This window comes from Flavobacterium sp. PLA-1-15 (assembly GCF_049060005.1).
Taxonomy (GTDB): domain Bacteria; phylum Bacteroidota; class Bacteroidia; order Flavobacteriales; family Flavobacteriaceae; genus Flavobacterium.
This window is the reverse complement of record NZ_JBMGQS010000006.1, coordinates 101,836-119,865: the sequence shown is the minus strand read 5'-3', so window position 1 is coordinate 119,865 and position 18,030 is coordinate 101,836. Positions and strand designations below refer to the sequence as shown.

Below are 18,030 nucleotides of genomic sequence, written 5' to 3'. Positions count from 1 at the left end.
GGTTTTTGGTCTTCCAACTTCCAGCTTCCAACTTCTAACTTTTTAAGATGATTACAGTTAACGATATTTCGGTACAATTTGGTGGTACGACACTTTTCAGCGATGTTTCTTTTGCCATAAATGAAAATGATAAGATTGCCCTTATGGGTAAAAATGGAGCAGGAAAATCTACACTTCTAAAGATAATTGCAGGCGAAAACAAACCTTCCACCGGAAGTATTTCGGCACCAAAGGAGGCTGTAATTGCATATCTTCCACAGCATTTGCTTGCCAAAGATGGCTCCACAGTTATGGAAGAAGCATCGAAAGCCTTTCAGGAGGTTTTTAAAATGAAAGCAGAGATCGATGAAATCAACGAGCAGCTGACAGTCCGTACTGATTATGAATCGGATGATTATATGAAATTGATCGAGCGTGTTTCTGATCTGAGTGAGAAATATTATGCGATTGAAGAAATCAACTACGAAGCCGAAGTAGAGAAAATCTTGGTGGGTCTGGGCTTTGAAAGAGAAGATTTTACGCGTCAGACATCTGAATTTTCGGGTGGATGGAGAATGCGAATCGAATTGGCAAAGATACTTTTGAAAAAACCAGATTTGATCTTGCTGGATGAGCCTACCAACCACATGGACATCGAAAGTATCCAATGGCTGGAGGATTTCCTGATCAATTCTGCGAAAGCAGTTGTGGTAATTTCACACGATAGAGCGTTTGTTGATAACATCACCAACAGGACTATAGAGGTTACAATGGGAAGAATATACGACTACAAGGCCAAATATTCCCATTATTTGGAGCTTCGAAAAGACAGAAGAATCCATCAGCAGAAAGCCTACGACGAACAGCAAAAAATGATTGCCGACAACCAGGCGTTTATCGACCGTTTCAAAGGGACATTCTCAAAAACAGATGCGGTACAGTCAAGGGTTAAGATGCTCGAAAAACTAACCATTGTTCAGGTGGATGAGGTAGATACTTCGGCATTGCGATTGAAATTTCCACCTGCAGCCCGTTCAGGTCAGTACCCAGTTGTGGTGAAAGATCTTTCGAAATCCTATGGAGATCACGTGGTTTTCAAAGATGCCAATATTGTAATCGAAAGAGGTCAGAAAGTTGCCTTTGTAGGGAAAAATGGAGAAGGAAAGTCAACAATGATTAAAGCCATCATGAAGGAAATCGGAATCGATAGCGGTTCGGTAGAAGTAGGGCATAATTCGCAAATTGGTTATTTTGCTCAAAATCAAGCTTCATTATTGGATGAAAATGCCACTATCTTTGAAACGATCGACAATATTGCAGTGGGCGAAATCCGTACGCAGATAAAAAATATACTAGGTGCTTTTATGTTTAGTGGTGATGATACGACTAAAAAAGTAAAGGTGCTTTCTGGAGGAGAGAAAACGCGTCTGGCCATGATTAAACTATTGCTTGAACCTGTAAACCTTCTTATTCTGGATGAGCCTTCGAATCACCTGGACATGAAAACCAAAGACATCATCAAGGATGCGCTCCGTGATTTTGATGGAACACTGATCCTTGTTTCTCACGACCGTGATTTCTTGGACGGATTGGCAACAAAGGTTTTTGAATTCGGAAACAAAAGAGTAAAAGAACACTTTGAAGACATCAACGGATTCTTGGCACATAAAAAGATGGAGAATCTCCGTGAGATTGAGAAATAGTGTTGATGATTGTAAATATAAAACCATTAAGGTAGTAAGCAACATTAAGTAAAATCTTAATTAACGTACTACCTTAATGGTTTAAATTTTTTATTTTCGAATCAGACTAATCAAATCAATAATTCTGGAAGAATAACCAATTTCATTGTCGTACCAACCTACCACCTTTACCATCTTATCGATTACGGATGTTAGCTGCGCATCAAACAAGCAAGAGTTTTGATTGCCTAAAATATCAACCGAAACAATAGGATCTTCGGTATAAGCCAAGATGCCTTTCAGTTCGTTTTCTGCCACTTCCTTGAAGCGTGCATTTATTTCTTCAATTGTCACTTCTCTTTTTACATAGCAGGTAATATCGGTCAAAGAACCGTCCGGAACGGGAACACGGATACCGCTTCCTCCAATCTTGCCTTCAAATTCAGGGAAGATTTTCGTCAGGGCTTTTGCTGCTCCGGTTGTGGTTGGCACAATAGATTGGCTGGCTCCACGAGCTCTTCGTAAATCTTTATGAGGTTGATCGTGCAGACTTTGATCGGTAGTGTAGGAGTGGACCGTTGTGATATAAGCCTGTTCGATACCGCAAAGCTCACTGATGACTTTGATCATCGGAGCGGCATTGTTGGTGGTGCAACTTGCGTTGGAGACAATCGTTTCAGAACCGTCCAAGATGTGTTCGTTTACACCTAGAACAATCGTTTTGATGCCGTCGACTTCAGCAGGAGCAGATAAGATTACTTTTTTGGCTCCAGCCAAAATGTGGGCGTTGATTTCGTCAAAGGTTTTGTATTTTCCAGTAGATTCAACTACAATATCTACATTTGCCGATTCCCAGTTGAGGTTGGAAATACTTTTCTCGTGGAAGAACAGATACTGTTTTCCGTTTACAATGATATTGTTTTCATCAAACGAACATTCATGAGGCAAAACCCCGTGGATGCTGTCGTATTTTATCAAATGCGACATTGTTCTGTTGTCGGCGATATCGTTGATGGCAACAACTTCTATTGTAGGATGGTTGAGTAAAAGTCGGAATAAATTTCGTCCGATTCTACCAAAACCATTAATGGCAATTCTTGTTTTAGTCATTTATTTTCGGAACAGATTTTAAATCTGAAATCTGCAATCTAAAATTAATTAAAGAATATGTTTCTGTGCTTTATAAGATGATCGTACCAAAGCACCGCTTTCAACGTGACGGAAACCCAATTTCAAACCAATCTTCTCGTACTTTGCAAATTGATCCGGTGTGATGAATTCTTTTACGGGAAGGTGCTTCTTGCTCGGTTGCAGGTATTGTCCAATCGTAACCACATCAACATTTGCATCACGCAAATCATGTAACGTCTGGATTACTTCGTCTTCTGTTTCGCCTAAACCAAGCATAATGCCCGATTTGGTCCTGTTGACTCCTTTTTCTTTCAAGTAACGCAACACTTCCAAACTCTTGTCGTATTTCGCCTGGATTCTTACCTCACGGGTCAAACGTCTTACGGTTTCCATATTGTGTGAAACCACTTCTGGATTGGCTTCTACTATTCGGTCCAGGTTTCTTGTGTTTCCTTGAAAATCTGGGATCAGCGTTTCCAAAGTTGTGTTTGGATTCATTCTTCTGATGGCACGAACGGTTTCCAGCCAAATGATGGAGCCCATGTCTTTTAAATCGTCACGGTCTACACTCGTTACAACGGCATGCTTGATGTTCATGATCTTGATCGAACGTGCCACTTTTTCCGGTTCGTCCCAATCCACTGTTTCAGGCCTTCCGGTTTTCACACCACAGAAACCACACGAACGCGTACAGACATTTCCTAGAATCATAAACGTAGCCGTTCCTTCGCCCCAGCATTCGCCCATATTCGGGCAACTTCCAGAGGTGCAAATCGTGTTCAGCTTGTATTTGTCGACCAAGCCACGCAGTTCAGTATATTTTTGTCCGATAGGCAGTTTTACCTTCAGCCATTTCGGCTTACCCGTCGGGAGTACATTCGGTTCTAAAACACTTTCCATAAACGAAATTTGAAGAGGCAAAGATAAGGAATAATGATTTTAGATTATAGGTTTTGGTCTCGATTCTTCGGGATAGATTTGAAGCTGCAGTGTTTAAAGTTTTCTTAATGTTTTACGCAACCATTTTGATGATTGCAGCTCTTACATAAAAACCTTAAAACAAATTGCTATGAAAATCTATTTTTAATACTGATTAGTTTCATGTTGTTTATTTCCTGTGGAAACGACGACAATGCAAACAATTGCCTGTCTTATTCCGAAGCCTATGTAGAATCTGTAGAATCCGTTGAAAATGCAGATGCGGCAGGTTTCCTTTTCAAAGTTAGGTTAGTTGTAATGAACGGCTGTGGCGAATTTGGCTCCTTCGAGGAGATTATTGGAGATTCCACTACGGTGAAGGTCATTGCCAAATATGAAGGCTGTGTTTGTACCGAAGCATTGGAAATAAAGGAAGCGGTCTACAGTTTTAATCCGACGGCTTCAGGAACCTACACGCTTCGATTTAAAAATTCTGAAGATACTTTTATTACAAAAACAGTTACTGTAGAGTGATTATAAATTTGGTTAAATTGGAAAATCCCTTTCAAACGAAAGGGATTTTTTTTTATTCAGGTCTTTATTTCTTTAGCGACCATTCTAGTGCTTTTACTTTTGTCGCCCTGAAAATGGTGCTGTGCTGTTCCTTCGGTTCATCAGAATACTGCCATTTTAAGTTTTTGATGTTTTCTGATTTCAGAGTTTCAGAAAGGGCTCTTGTACTTTTATAGATGTCTTCCGCATTGGAACCTGCAAACCAAAATCTCTTTTCTCCTGTTGGAAATTTCTTCAATTGCTCTTTAGCGGTTATCACCAAATGCTGGTTGTTCCACCATAGAGAAGGATCGAAGGCAATGTAGAAATCGAACATTTCTGGATGCTGTAAAAACGTTTCCACTACGAATAGACCCGCAACGGATTCTCCGATAATTCCTTTTTCAGCAGTGGTTCTGTAGCGTTTGTTGATTGCTGCAAAGAGTTCGTCCTTTACAAACGCTCTAAATTTTTCCGAACCGCCTACAACCGGAGCTATCTCTTTGTCTTTTGCTACTTGTGTTGGTCCTGTAAGATCTCTTCTTCGTTCGGTGTTTTCAATGCCAACTAGGATTATTGGCTGTATCTTTTTCGCTTTTATAAGTTCGGCAAGCGTGTTGGCTACATGCGGGAAATCTTCCTTCGTGCCACCGTCGAGCATGTACAAAACAGGAAGCGAGTCGGTACTTTTTGTATATTCTTCAGGTGTCCAAATGTTGATGGTCCGGGTTTCGTTTACAGCTTTTGAAGTAATCTTGAAGCTGTCGTGCTTCGGGATTGGGTCTTGGTTTTCTGGAGCATTTTGACAGCTAGATAGCGAGAAGAACAGTGATAATAATAGTGCAATCTTTTTCATGGTTTTTGGTTTTAAGTTCGGTATAAACTACTCTTCGGTTTCGTATTGGTAGTTCAATTCCGTCACATGACCTTTGTAGGTTCCCGTAACCGTATTGTCTGCATTCGAAAAGGAGAAGTTGATTGTATAGATTCCGTTTGAAAATGAAATGGTGGCCTGACCGCTTGTCATATCATCCGAGCTTAGGGAATTTCCCGAAACATATTCCCCATTTTGCAACACTACATTCGTATTGATACTGCTGTGGTCGATAAGCGCATCATTAAAACCAGTATCGGTATGTGAATTGAAGAGGTTATAGGTAGTATATTCAACACTTCCGGGGTTATCGGCAGAAGTATACATGTTAAAATCTATCAACTGGGTGATGTTGTCGGAAAACGCATAGGTATTGTTTTGCATCACGATATCGCCATTGGTTAAAACCAAATAGAACCTTCTCTTGTCAAAATCAGGATTGTCTCCTGTATAATTCGGGACTAGGAAAGCTTTGCTGAGAGGTTGCTCCACGCCGTTCACGACTATTTTTCCGCCCAATTGCAGGGTATCGTCGTTATCTGTGCAAGAAGTGAATAAGAATGTTGAAAGCAGTACTGTAAGAATTAAAATCTGTTTTTTCATAAAGGTTTTGTTAGTTTATATTGGTTTGTTTTTATTTTTAGAATCCCTTTCTCCACACTTTCGTTGATGAGGTTTTCTGCATATTCCCAAATCACGCCCGAACCCTGCTTGATGGCTTTTTTCTTGTCGTATACCTTTTGGTATGGCACATCAAATTCCCTCCAAGTACCGCCGTTGTTGGACGTATTTTGCAAGAGCGGTTCAAAGCGGTCCATTGCCTTGGCGAATTTAGCTTCGTTGGTAACGCCGTCTTCAAATTCCTGCCAGATGGCGATGAATTCCTCGGCTTGTTCCTTTGGCAAAAGGCCAAAAATACGCTGTGCGGCAACCAATTCCTCATCGGTATTGGTGTGTTTCTTTAGGGTGTCGTAGATAAAGACATCGCCGGCATCAATCTCTACAATGTCGTGGATCAGGACCATTTTTAGCACTTTCAAGACATCAACGGGTTTGTCTGAATGTTGTGCCAAAACAATCGTCATCATTGCCAGGTGCCAGCTGTGTTCCGCATCGTTTTCATTGCGGTCGCTGTTAAAGAGCTTGGTCTTGCGCTGTATGTATTTGAGCTTATCGATTTCTTTGATAAAGGCTATTTGTTGTTGGAGGGTGGTTTGCATTTTTTTATTTTGTAATTATTTAGTGTGAACTCGGGAGACTTAATGCTATAGTTTTGCTGAAACTTTTTTAATCCAATCCTTTCCGAAGATTCGGACTTCATAAATCCATATCCTTTCGGAGTTATTTATTTCATACCTAAACTCTTCATTTAAATCTATCCATAAGCCATTCTCAAGATGAGAATCATAAACAGTAAAAAGATCTTGATCCAAATTTATGATCTCTTCAAAATTATGAATTATGAAGTTTGTATTAGTTGTCAGCACTGCAATGTCTGAAAAGCTATATAATCTGAAATAGTTTGTTTGGGAAAGTTCATTAACCATTTCAGATAGCAATTTCTTCAAATCTTCGCTTTGATTTTTTGGAAAACTTAAATTCAAGTGTGTGAAGTTAAAACCTGAAGCGTTTATATTGGTTTTCAAAGCATCAATTTGCTCAAGTGTTAACACGTCATTCTCTGTAAATACTTCTTGAGTAATTTCCATTAAGTCTTTAAGCAATCCAGGTAGACGCTTTTTTCGGTCTTCTTTGCGTGCCAAATATTTGATCCTATCTTTCCTTTCTTCTGGGGTCATTTTTGATAACTTTTAATTGAAATCCATGCTAATTGTTGTGAATATCCGCGTGACCTAGTTTTATCATACAGCTTTTATGTTCCGGTACTTAAAAGGTTTCTCAATTCCAAAAAGCGCATCAAACATTTTATTTTTTGAAGTAGAGTAGCCGTGCAAGATCTGTTGTGCTTCCTCAATGTTTTTTGCCGAGCAAAATCCCTGCAACCATTCGGTTCTACCAAATTTTTCTCTGAAAGTAATTTCGGTTTTTTGTTGTTTTGAATCAAACCAGTTCAATAAATCAAAATAGGTGCTGTGGTCTGAAATTGTGGCTTCATACTGAAATGTTTTATTACCCGAACTCTGGCTGAGCTTAATAGCCTTGTAAACCGTTACCTCGTCGTCTCGATAACTTTGAGTGCCAATTGGCCCGATAACTTCTACCACATCCAAATAGTTGAATTGCGTTTCGGGATGAAAGCTTCGAAGCAAAGCCAAGTCATTCCTGACACGCCCATAAACCTGATTTTTTTGTGCATCCAATATAATAGCAGAAAGCCAGCTATCGGGTTTTTTCCAAAAGTCATCATCAAATTTCATTTTCTGTTTTTTTGTAATTTTCTGTCTTATCCTGAAATAGGTTTACACAAAAAGTGTAAACCTATTTCAGGACAAGACAGGGTAGGTTATATGATTTCTAATACGATATCAGAAACATTATACTCATTGTTTTCAATCAAAACTTTGATTTTGTGAAAAATAATAATGTTACCCGGTTTCAAAGATTTCATTTTTTCTTTTAGTTCATCTAGATTTCCATCCTTTGAATGAGCATTAATAATTGTCTTTTTATTATCCTCAACGATTACAGTTTCAAAGTTTGCATTCCAAGAAAAACTTGAACACATCAGATCATTTGAATACAATTGGAATCGCGCTGATTTTATAAAGTGATCTACTGCAAAAATCTTTTTATCAGAACCATTGATGTTCAAAATAAATTCTACGCTCTTTACGTGATATTTTTCTTCGCTAACAAGTTTTCCAGATTTAGTATGAATTGTAATTTTAGCCGCGCCAATATTTTTAGGATAAACAATAAATTTACAATCTGAACTTCGTCTGATTTCTCCGTTATCACAACTGACAATATAGTTTTGACAATTTTTTCCAATTATGGAAAAAGGATTCGGCATAGATTGTACCAAATCTCTTTTGATTTCTTGAACAAGAAAAATTTCTTGAGCATTAGCTCTGATTGACAGAAAAAATAATATTATTAGCAAATAGTTTCTCATAATCTCGTATAATGTTCTCGCAATACAAGCAGTTTGGGATTAAATCAGCACTATCTTTCGTATTTGCCAAATCTTCCAAATACAAACCAATTTTTCCATTAAGCCAAATCCCCAAATTGCTTGTAGCGTGTGTTGGTGGTAGTTATTTTTTTAGATATTCAAATTTTGTTTTTGCACGTAACTTAAAATCTTTTTCGCTGGCTACTCTTCCTAAATCCCTAATTTCGATAATTGAATCTTCTTTGTTGTAATAATATTCCTTTAGAAACTCTACATATTGATTTGGATTTGTAACTTTTGAATAACTACTATCTCTTTTACTAAAAAGTTTATTGTTAGGATAGTATTTATAATAAGTTTTCATTTGGTTTGTTTCACTAAAAACCCAATCTTCGGTTATTATTCTATTCAATTTGTCATATTTATACTTTGAGATTTCTGAAATTTTGTTGTTTTCAAGTATTGTTTTTTTTCCAATTTTTCCATTTGAATATTCATAATTTATAATTTCACGTAAACCAACTTCAGAAATAAGATTTCCAAATTCATCATATCCAAAGGTTTTAATAATGCTTTCTTTCTCAGCAGGATTAACAATTTTTATTAAGTTTCCTTTTTCATTATACAAATATTTATTCTCTGTAATATTTACAATAATGCCATTTCCCTTTCTTCTATAAACTGATTTTGTTTCAGATAATTTGTTTTTTGAATTATAGAAATTAAAACTGTTATTATTAGTACTTATTAATCTGTCTTTTGAGTCATATACACTAACTAATTTGCGTTCTTTTCGGATTAATGAATCTTTTTCGTTTAAGTATTTTTCAGTTTTAGTTATTTCGTAAGATTTGTTTTCTTCAGAATATTTCAGTAAATTATTTTCTTCAATATTTCTACACGAAATAAAATTGAAGAATAGAATTATTAAAATAATGTTTCTTGTCATTGCAGATTTTTATAATTACCACCAACTTATGTATATATCTGACTCTATCATACATATTATACCCAAAAGCTGACGTATAAGTATCATAAGCCAAATCATCTCCCAAAAATAACAAATAATACTACAAAACCACCCCTAAAACACTCAACTACAATAATATTTTTATCAATCAGCAATCATTATCCCTCGTCATAATAGTAAGAACTTGCTGATTGTGTCTATCCGAGCGGTAGGCCATTCCCAAACAATAATCCCCGAACACGAAATATCCTCCGCAAATTAAAGTCGTAAAGCCCAATTAAAATTACGACTTCCAGAAACGCCCTGAAATAATCCCATTTTTAACTCCCTACGAGCTGTGATTCACTCCGTACAAGCATTGATTCAGTCAGAGCAATCTTTGAAGCACTCCATGTAAGCTTCGTATCAATTCCAGTAATCATTGAAGCACTCCGAGTGATCTTTGAAGCACTCCGAATGACCTTTGAACCACTCCGTGTGACTGTTGAAGCACTCCGGGCGACCTTTGAAGCACTCCGGTTGAGTAAATTCATTGAATTTACTAACAAAAAGTGCTTCAAAGCTCACCGCAAGTGCTTCAACAGTCACCGCAAGTGCTTCAAAGTTCATTGCAACTAAATCAGTACTCATCTCAAGTGCTACATGCTTCACCACAAGTAAATCAGGGTTATCCGTAATTTAAATGATGTTTTCGGATAGTTGGTAATAAAAAAATCCCCACTTTCGTAGGGATTTGTCATTTAAAAGACAATAGTTTAATGCATCGCATCGGCCGGATTAATCTTGTTCTTTCCTCTTTTGATAAAGAAAATAATTGGAATACAAAACAGGAACATCACCCCGAGGTACATGAAGATATCCATATAGGACATCACGGTGCTTTGCTGCAGAATGGTCAAATCCATCACCTGATAGGCTTTTCCCAATGCTTCGTTGGAGGTGAATCCCTTCGACATAAAGCCTTGCTGGAGTTGCTGGATGCGTTGTTGTACTTCCAAGCTCGTCACGTTGAGGTGGGAGTTGAGGTTCACGCGGTGTTCCTGCGTAAAGCGGGTGATAAAGGTCGTGATGATGGCAATACCGAACGAACCGCCCAGCTGACGCATCATTCCCGTAAAGGCCGCTCCCTCGCCAATCTGTTTCCCCTTTAGGGTAGAAAGCGATAGAGTGGTGATGGGAACAAACAATAATCCGAGTCCGATTCCTCTAAGGATCAACGGCCAAAACATGTGCTCTTCGCCAGTATCGGGTGTAATGATGTTGTGCATCCAGAACGTGAAGATAAAGAACACGAGGAAGCCAAGCGCCACCATATAACCTTGAGGCACGCCTCTCTGTATTAGTTTTCCGATAATCGGCATCATAAAGGCGGTGGTGATGGAACCCGGAATCAGGAGCAATCCTGCATCAAGAGCTGTCCATCCGAGAATGGATTGGGTATAAATAGGTAATATCAAAGTTGAACCGTATAATCCAAAACCGAGGATAAAGCACATGATGGTTCCGATTCTAAGGTTTCCATCTTTCAAAACGGTAAGGTTTACGATAGGGTGCTTGTAGGTGAGTTCCCTCCAAATGAAGGCAAGCAATCCTACGATACTTAAAACGGATAGGAATACGATAAGGTTATCGTCGAACCAGTCGTCCTGTTGGCCGTGCTCCAAAACAAATTGCAAGGAACCGATAAATGCCATCAGGAAAATGATGCCCCACCAATCGACCTGATTGGCCTTGAGCTTCTCGCCATATTTAGGACTTTTCACGTAAGTGATGGTCAAAAATGTAGCAATAATTCCTAATGGTATGTTGATGTAAAAGATATACGGCCAGGAATAATTCTCCACCAGATAACCTCCCAATGGCGGACCAAGGGTTGGCCCCACGATGACACCCATTCCGTAAATCGCCTGTGCCATTCCGCGTTTTGCAACGGGATAACTCTCGGTGATGATTGTTTGGGCGGTTACCAACAAGGCACCACCACCCAGACCTTGGATGAATCGGAAGGCTACAAGTTCCCAGATGTTGGAAGCATTTCCACACAGAAATGACGAAACGGTAAAGATGATGATGGAGGCGGCAAAATAATTCTTTCTTCCGAATTGCTGTGAAAGCCAACTCGTCATCGGGATTACAATTACGTTGGCAATGGCATAAGCGGTGATTACCCAAGCCACGTCGGTAAGTGTAGCACCAAGGCTACCTCGCATATCGGTTAAAGCCACGTTTACGATGGTGGTATCTACGATTTCGAGCAATGCACACATTACTGCCGTGATCGTAATAATGACGCGTCTGAAGCCGTATTCTACTAAGTCGTCTTCTTGGACCATGGTTTTATTTGTTATAAGTTGTAGGTTGTCAGTTGTAGGTTGTCAGTTGTCAAATAACCGATAACAGACAACTGACAACTAGAGAAACTATTTCAAATGCACATCCACATCCACATTCATTCCTGGACGAAGAAGGCTTACTTTTTTAGCATCGTTGTTCTTGTCCAAGCTGATTTTCACTGGCAGACGTTGGATGGTTTTTACGAAGTTACCTGTTGCGTTGTCTGGTGGCAATAGTGAGAAACGGGAACCTGTTGCAGGTGAGAATGACGTTACGGTTCCTTCAAAATCTGTATCAGGGAAAGCATCGACTTTTAAAGTTACTTTTTGTCCGATGACCATCTTGTTCAATTGGGTTTCCTTGAAGTTGGCGATTACCCAAACTTCTTCGTTGTTGATGATGTAGAACAACGATTGTCCCGGCTGTACCAGTTGCCCCGGTTGTATGTTGATTTTAGAGACCTGCCCGTCGATGGAAGCGGTAACTACGGTGTAGTTGAGGTTTAATTTTGCCGCATCGAGCGCCGCTTTCGCACGGTTGATATTCGCCGCAGCGATTTCAGTCTGCTTGCTCGAAACATTTGATTTTGCAATGACTACTGATTTCTGGTAGGCACTTGCTTTTTCCTGTTGTTGTAAGATCCTCAGTTGGCTTTCAGCTTCCAGTTTTGCCGCTTCGGCTTGTTCAAATTGCTGTTTGGTAATCGAACGATTCTTGTAAAGGTTGTTATAACGCTCAAAGTCGTTTGTGGCACGCGTCAATCTGATTTTGGCACTTTCAATATTTCCACCTGCAGATTTTATATTGGATTCAGAAACAGAGATGTTGGCCAATGCACTACCGATATCAGCTTTTGCTGCCGCATAACTTCCTTCTGCCGCAATGATGGCTGCTTCGGCATCGGCAACTTTTACCAAATAATCCTTGTTGTCAATCGTAAACAAAGTATCGCCTTTCTTTACAAACTGGTTGTCTTTTACATATACTTTCGTAACATAACCGGTCACCCTTGGAATAATTGGGTTCATATTTTTCTCAATCTGGGCATCGTCTGTCCCTTCGTGCGAAAGCGAATGCACGTATTTGTAAACACCGTAAGTGGTTCCTACTATAATCAATACTGCAAAGATGAGTATGAATTTCTTGTTGGTTTTTTTATTTTCCATTATGTTAGTTGTTAGTGCTATTAAAAGATTGAGTGAGTTGTCCGGCCGCTTCGAGCAATTCGTAGTATTTCAACACTACATTGGCTTTGGCGTAGGCTTGGTTTATTTTTGTGCTCAGGGCATCGACATCTGCTTCGAGCAAATCGTTGGTGTCCGAAAGGCCGTTGTCGTACTTGTCTTTTACGATTCTGTAATTTTCAGAAGCTTGGTCAACTGCTTCGGTATAAACCTTGTCTTGCTTAACGGAAAGCTCATAGTTTTCGCGAGCCATCACCATTTCGGCTTTGATATGGTCGGTCAGGATGGCTTGCTGATGATGGATTTCTTCGAATCTGCTTTTGGCCACTTTCACCTCTTTTCCGTTTTTGAAGATGGAACTTAGGTTGTATGAAAGTCCGAGACCAATGTTCATCGCATTTTCTACACGAACCACATTTTGCAAATCTAACATCGTATAACCCGCAATCAGTGAAACAGAAGGGTAGTAGTTGCTCTGTGCGACTTTGATATTCGCTTCGGTTGCCTTTTCGGCAAATCGTAACGCTTCAAGGTCTTTTCTGCTATCCAAAGCTTCGTTTTCGGATTTAATAGTGGTATTGAAAAGATTCGCATCTACGTTATCGGGACTTACTACGATTTGAGTTTCAGGCGAAAGTTTCAAAAGCGTAACCAAATAATAATTGACCAAACGGACATTCTTTTCGGCTTCCGCCAAAGAAAGTTGCACGTTAGAAACCTGAAGTTGTGCCTTCAACAAATCGTTTCGAGCAATGATACCATTTTGTTCCATCGCTGTAAAATCGATAACACGTTGCTGACTGCTTTTCAAACTTTCTTTAAAAAGTTCTACCGATTTCTGGGCCTTGTATAAATCGGCATAGAATTGAACCACTCGCATGGCGGTTTGTTCTTTTGAAAAACTTGCATTGGCCAGTTCAGAATTGTATAAATTCTCCGAAGCCTTGATGCTGTTCTTCAACTTAAAACCAGAGAAAATAGGCATTGTTACATTGGCTTGCGCCAAAATTAACTGGTTTACTTTTGGTGAAGCGGTCGTTTCAGCATCTGGATCGGCAGGTTCAGCAGATTCTTGGGATGATTTCAGTCTGATGTCGGCATTGGTCAAACGCAGGTACTGTCCCGAAACTTTAAAATCAGGATACTGATTCATCTTCATCGACTGCACTTCGTAGCTTTTCGTGTTGACTTTGGAGTTGGCCAAATTCACTTCATCACTTTTAGAAAGCGCAATGTTAACGGCTTCGTTCAAAGATAAAGTTGTCTTTTCTTGTGCTTTGACAGCCGAAATTCCGAAGAGGAAAACCGCCGAAAGCAAGATGGGGTTACTTTTCATAGATGAGAAGTGCTTTTATGGTTTTTTGAATATGTTTTGTGAGGTCGTTGTACACGTAATTATCGAAATGTTCATCGGTTTTGAGTCCGAGCACTTCTTCATAATAGGGACGATTCATTTGAAAATGAAAGAAGGTTCCGAGGATGGTTGGAGGAATTAAAGTGACGTTTACGTCTTTTGCAAAATCACCATTTTCTTGTCCTTCGTGAATAATTTGTTGCAACGATTCGAGATTTCGTTTCTTGACTTCGGTAAACGATTTAATGTTGATTTGTCTTTTTTTAGACGATAATTCAAAATGCAGAATCTGATAAATGCCTTTGTTTTTATTAATTCTTGCCACGTAAAGTTCAATCAATTTATTGATTTTTTCAAGAGGAGCAAGGGCTTCTTTTAGCAAGTTTTCGAGTTGCATTTTCAGGTCAGAAGTTCGAAAAATAATCAGCGATTCGAGCATCTTTTCTTTCGAACCAAAGTAGTAGGAAACCATCGCGATATTGATTTTTGCCTCCTTCGAAATGTTTCGGATGGAAGTACCGTCGAAACCTTTTTCAGCAAAAAGTTTTTCCGCCACTTGAAGAATTCGAATCTGCTTGTCGTTAAAATCGTAAGTCATTTATAGGGATAGTTATAAGACATTACAAAATTAAACAACTGTTTAATTCAAACGTTTGTTTAATTTTATTTTAACGTAAAGTTAACATTAATTAGTGCTGTTTTATTCAATAGACAATATCTATTCTGATTTTATTTTTTATTAATAACCAGTATCTTAAGTGTCTTTTTGTAAAGTTGTAATTTAAGATGAAGTTTTACTGGAGCCAATTCTTTAAAATGGTTTTTCCGTTTGGAGTCAGTATGCTTTCGGGATGAAATTGAACTCCTTTTACGTCAAATTGGGTATGTCTGAGCGACATGATTTCGCCGTTTTCATCAACGGAAGTGGCTTCCAAAACTTCGGGCAAATTTGAATTTACAATCCAAGAATGGTATCTGCCTACTTCAATTTCTTTGTCTAATGTAGCAAAAAGAATTTCATCATCAGCAAGGATTTTGATGGTGGTGGAAACGCCGTGATAAACATTTTTGAGGTTGTTTAAAGTGCCTCCAAAAACTTCGGCAATGGCCTGTTGCCCGAGACAGATTCCGAGTATGCTTTTGGTCGAAGCATAGGTCTTGATTACGTCTTTTAGAAGTCCAGCTTCATCTGGAATTCCAGGTCCTGGAGAGAGGAGGATTTTATCAAAGGGAGCTACTTCTGAAAGTTCAAATTCGTCGTTTCGGAAAACGGTCACTTCACAATCCAAATCCTCAAGATAATGAACCAAGTTAAAAGTGAAGCTGTCGTAATTGTCAATAACGAGAATTTTTTTCATTTGGTGTAGTTTGATTTCAGTTGCGAAATTACGCTAATTTTATTTGATTCTGAATCTAAAAAAGTGAACACAGATTTTACAGATTTGCACAAATTGGTGTGTTCTGATTTGTGTGAATCTGCTTAAAAAAAAACATTATAGATTAGTATTGAATTTGTGTAAATCTGTGAAATCTGTGTTGAGTAAAACAAAAAACTCCGAAGCGAACTCCGGAGTTTTGATTCTGATATTATATTGTGTTTTGAATTAGAAAGCCAATTCTACAGCCAATTCAAATTCATCGTTGATTGCTTTGTCGCCAAGGCTGTCAAAAATACTTCCTGATTTGTACTCAATTCCGTATTTTGTTCTGTCGATTTTCAAGGCAGAAGTTGCTTTGTTTCCGTTTACAGTGATGTCAAAAGTAATTGGTTTTGTGATTCCTTTCAAAGTCAAATCGGCAGTTACAGTGTAAAGTCCGTTTTGTTTAGTAGCGATTTTTGTAAAGTTTAATTTCGCAGTTGGGAATTTGTCTGTTCCAAAGAAATCATCTGCTTTCAAGTGGCCTTCTAGGTTTTCTTTACCTTGACCCGCTTTCAAGTCGGTAACTATGATAGAGTTCATGTCAACTGTAAAAGCACCGCCTTTTAGTTTTTTTCCTTCAAAAACCAAGCTTCCGTCTTGCAAGTTTACAGTTCCTTCGTGTGATCCTGTTACTTTTTTACCAATCCAGCTGATTTTGCTTTTTGCAACATCTACTTTTTTTGTTTGAGCCGTAGCTACTGTTGTTCCGAATGCTACCAATAGAGCGATTGCGATAGTTTTGAAATTTCTCATTGTAATAAATTAATTAAAGTTATGATTATAAATTGATGAATAAATCCTTGTTTGATTTTCGCACTTTTTTGTAATGCTGTGCTGCATCTTCTTCATGACGATAGCCTACTGCGGCGGCTACTGCTGTTGCTAATCCTAATTCTTCAAGACCCAAGATCTCGTTGAATTTTTGAGCATCAAAGCCTTCCATCGGGGTAGCATCGACTTTCAATAGTGCAGCAGTGTTGATTAATGTTCCTAATGCTATATAGGCTTGTCTTTTTGCCCAATTTTCTTTGGCATTTTCATCCAAACCGTCAATAGCGCTATGAATCATGCCACTGAAGCCTGCCAAGTTTTCTACCGGAATTCCTCTAGTGTTACTGATGTTTTCCATATAGGCTTGAACTTGTTTTGCGCCAAGGTTTTTCTCAACTGCAAAAACAAAAAAATGAGAGGCATCAGTAACGGCTGTTTGATTCCAAGCCACTGTTCTAAGTTTGGCTCTCAATTCTGGATTTTCTACAAGAATTACCTTGTAAGGTTGTAAACCATAAGAAGAAACGCTCAGTTTTGTAGCTTCTTTAAGGGTTTCCAAATCTTCGGCGCTGATTTGTTTACTTGCGTCGTATTGCTTTGTTGCGTATCGCCAGTTAAGGCTGTCTACTATTTGTGTATTCATAAGGGTAATTAAAGGGTTCTAAATTTTTCTAATAAATGGTTGAGCGTTTCGAGCTCTTCGGTATTCAGGTTTTGTACAAAGATGGCCTCGTGAGCATCTACTTTCGGGTCTAATTCGGTTAGCAGATTCAAACCTTTTTCGGTAATATGTACTTCAATCTTTCTACGGTTTCCAGGACATACTTTTCTTGTGACCAATTCTTTCAAGAGTAATTTATCGACAAGGCGAGTGGTATTACTGGTTTTGGCTAGCATACGTTCTTGGATTAGAAACATATTGGCTGGAGCGCCTTTCTGTCCGCGTAAAATTCGCAATACATTGAATTGTTCACTCGAAATGTCAAATGGTTTTAATACTTCGCTGAATTTTTCTGCAATAACATTTTGAGTATATAAAATATTCAAAATCGTTTTCTTCGGAAGTGCGAGGGGCGAACTTGATTTTATGATATCTTCAATTGTCATAATTGTGTTTACAAAATTTGTATGTACAAATGTAGTATTTGTTTTTGTTTGTATGTACAAATGTCATTATAATTTTTTGTTAAAATGGAAAAGACGGTTTATTTAATGGTTAATTTTAGGCAATCAAAAAATACATCCAGATGAAGAAGTTTTTAATGATGTTGGGGCTTTTGCTTGCTTTTGTGTTGATAACTGGAGCATCAACTTACAATGATAATGAGCCGAAACCATTGAAAGTATATCAAAAAGATGGGGTGGTTGTAAATTCATACGATTATAAATCATTGGAGTATTTTCTTAAAAAGGACAACGATACAACTTATGTTATTAATTTTTGGGCAACTTGGTGTGTACCTTGTGTGGAGGAATTGCCTTCGTTTGAAAAACTGAATGCCAAGTATAAGGATAAGAAAGTAAAAGTGATTCTGGTGAGTTTGGATATGTCTAAACAAATTGAAAGTCGTTTGTTGCCTTTTATTAAGAATAAAAATCTACAATCAAAAGTGGTTTTGCTCAACGATCCTGATGCAAATGCCTGGATTGAAAAAGTAGATAAATCTTGGTCAGGGGCAATTCCGGCTACTATTATTTACAAGAAGCAAAATCGAAAGTTCTTTGAAAGGAGCTTTACCTACGAAGAATTAGAAAAAGAAGTAAATCAATTTAATTAAATAAAA

20 protein-coding genes are annotated in these 18,030 nt (G+C 38.3%); 3 read left to right on the top strand and 17 right to left on the bottom strand.

Features of this window, described 5'->3' with window-relative positions:
* The first annotated feature begins 47 nt into the window (after positions 1-47).
* A complete protein-coding gene (locus ACI6PS_RS06470; RefSeq protein WP_421011733.1) occupies positions 48-1,682 on the top strand; it encodes an ABC-F family ATP-binding cassette domain-containing protein in 1,635 nt (544 codons plus the stop codon).
* A 90-nt stretch (positions 1,683-1,772) separates the two neighbouring features.
* Here ACI6PS_RS06470 and gap read toward each other — a convergent pair whose 3' ends face one another.
* Both gap and lipA read right to left on the bottom strand, forming a co-directional pair.
* The gene (gene gap, locus ACI6PS_RS06465; protein WP_421011732.1) at positions 1,773-2,771 is read right to left on the bottom strand and encodes a type I glyceraldehyde-3-phosphate dehydrogenase; all 999 of its coding nucleotides are present in this window, start codon (positions 2,769-2,771) and stop codon (positions 1,773-1,775) included.
* A gap of 48 nt (positions 2,772-2,819) precedes the next feature.
* On the bottom strand, positions 2,820-3,692 hold the full coding sequence (gene lipA / locus ACI6PS_RS06460; protein WP_421011731.1) for a lipoyl synthase: 873 nt from the start codon (positions 3,690-3,692) through the stop codon (positions 2,820-2,822).
* Between the two features lie 201 nt (positions 3,693-3,893).
* Here lipA and ACI6PS_RS06455 point away from each other — a divergent pair, with 201 nt between their 5' ends.
* Positions 3,894-4,244, top strand: a complete 351-nt coding sequence (locus ACI6PS_RS06455) for a hypothetical protein (RefSeq protein ID WP_421011730.1) — start codon at positions 3,894-3,896, stop codon at positions 4,242-4,244.
* A 64-nt stretch (positions 4,245-4,308) separates the two neighbouring features.
* On the opposite strand, the gene ACI6PS_RS06450 is transcribed toward ACI6PS_RS06455, so the two are convergent.
* The 15 genes from ACI6PS_RS06450 to ACI6PS_RS06380 form a co-directional block, all read right to left on the bottom strand.
* Complete coding sequence (locus ACI6PS_RS06450) at positions 4,309-5,118, bottom strand: alpha/beta hydrolase (RefSeq protein ID WP_421011729.1); 810 nt, start codon at positions 5,116-5,118, stop codon at positions 4,309-4,311.
* A gap of 27 nt (positions 5,119-5,145) precedes the next feature.
* The gene (locus ACI6PS_RS06445; protein WP_421011728.1) at positions 5,146-5,739 is read right to left on the bottom strand and encodes a hypothetical protein; all 594 of its coding nucleotides are present in this window, start codon (positions 5,737-5,739) and stop codon (positions 5,146-5,148) included.
* Positions 5,736-6,356 (bottom strand): HD domain-containing protein, encoded by a 621-nt coding sequence (locus ACI6PS_RS06440; RefSeq protein ID WP_421011727.1) that lies wholly within the window; start codon positions 6,354-6,356, stop codon positions 5,736-5,738. The genes ACI6PS_RS06445 and ACI6PS_RS06440 overlap by 4 nt, the downstream gene beginning before the upstream one ends.
* Before the next feature lie 45 nt (positions 6,357-6,401).
* Positions 6,402-6,935 (bottom strand): hypothetical protein, encoded by a 534-nt coding sequence (locus tag ACI6PS_RS06435; RefSeq protein WP_421011726.1) that lies wholly within the window; start codon positions 6,933-6,935, stop codon positions 6,402-6,404.
* 63 nt (positions 6,936-6,998) lie between these two features.
* Entirely contained in the window at positions 6,999-7,514 is a 516-nt protein-coding gene (locus ACI6PS_RS06430; protein ID WP_421011725.1) for a hypothetical protein, read from the bottom strand.
* Positions 7,515-7,600: 86 nt separating this feature from the next.
* Entirely contained in the window at positions 7,601-8,212 is a 612-nt protein-coding gene (locus tag ACI6PS_RS06425) for a hypothetical protein (RefSeq protein WP_421011724.1), read from the bottom strand.
* Positions 8,213-8,354: 142 nt separating this feature from the next.
* Positions 8,355-9,161 carry a hypothetical protein gene (locus ACI6PS_RS06420; protein WP_421011723.1) on the bottom strand — a complete coding sequence of 269 codons (807 nt, stop codon included), beginning with the start codon at positions 9,159-9,161 and terminating at the stop codon, positions 8,355-8,357.
* Between the two features lie 776 nt (positions 9,162-9,937).
* Positions 9,938-11,515 carry a DHA2 family efflux MFS transporter permease subunit gene (locus tag ACI6PS_RS06415; protein WP_421011722.1) on the bottom strand — a complete coding sequence of 526 codons (1,578 nt, stop codon included), beginning with the start codon at positions 11,513-11,515 and terminating at the stop codon, positions 9,938-9,940.
* An 87-nt stretch (positions 11,516-11,602) separates the two neighbouring features.
* On the bottom strand, positions 11,603-12,682 hold the full coding sequence (locus ACI6PS_RS06410) for an HlyD family secretion protein (protein WP_421011721.1): 1,080 nt from the start codon (positions 12,680-12,682) through the stop codon (positions 11,603-11,605).
* Positions 12,683-12,686: 4 nt separating this feature from the next.
* Positions 12,687-14,036, bottom strand: coding sequence for a TolC family protein (locus ACI6PS_RS06405; RefSeq protein ID WP_421011720.1), 1,350 nt, complete (start codon positions 14,034-14,036; stop codon positions 12,687-12,689).
* Complete coding sequence (locus ACI6PS_RS06400; protein WP_421011719.1) at positions 14,026-14,652, bottom strand: TetR/AcrR family transcriptional regulator; 627 nt, start codon at positions 14,650-14,652, stop codon at positions 14,026-14,028. The genes ACI6PS_RS06405 and ACI6PS_RS06400 overlap by 11 nt, the downstream gene beginning before the upstream one ends.
* A 196-nt stretch (positions 14,653-14,848) precedes the next feature.
* Positions 14,849-15,412, bottom strand: coding sequence for an anthranilate synthase component II (locus ACI6PS_RS06395; protein WP_421011718.1), 564 nt, complete (start codon positions 15,410-15,412; stop codon positions 14,849-14,851).
* A 246-nt stretch (positions 15,413-15,658) separates the two neighbouring features.
* The gene (locus ACI6PS_RS06390; protein WP_421011717.1) at positions 15,659-16,228 is read right to left on the bottom strand and encodes a YceI family protein; all 570 of its coding nucleotides are present in this window, start codon (positions 16,226-16,228) and stop codon (positions 15,659-15,661) included.
* Between the two features lie 25 nt (positions 16,229-16,253).
* A complete protein-coding gene (locus ACI6PS_RS06385) occupies positions 16,254-16,889 on the bottom strand; it encodes an NAD(P)H-dependent oxidoreductase (protein ID WP_421011716.1) in 636 nt (211 codons plus the stop codon).
* An 8-nt stretch (positions 16,890-16,897) separates the two neighbouring features.
* The gene (locus ACI6PS_RS06380; RefSeq protein ID WP_421011715.1) at positions 16,898-17,353 is read right to left on the bottom strand and encodes a MarR family winged helix-turn-helix transcriptional regulator; all 456 of its coding nucleotides are present in this window, start codon (positions 17,351-17,353) and stop codon (positions 16,898-16,900) included.
* A 140-nt stretch (positions 17,354-17,493) separates the two neighbouring features.
* Here ACI6PS_RS06380 and ACI6PS_RS06375 point away from each other — a divergent pair, with 140 nt between their 5' ends.
* Complete coding sequence (locus tag ACI6PS_RS06375; RefSeq protein ID WP_421011714.1) at positions 17,494-18,024, top strand: redoxin domain-containing protein; 531 nt, start codon at positions 17,494-17,496, stop codon at positions 18,022-18,024.
* Positions 18,025-18,030: the final 6 nt, after the last annotated feature.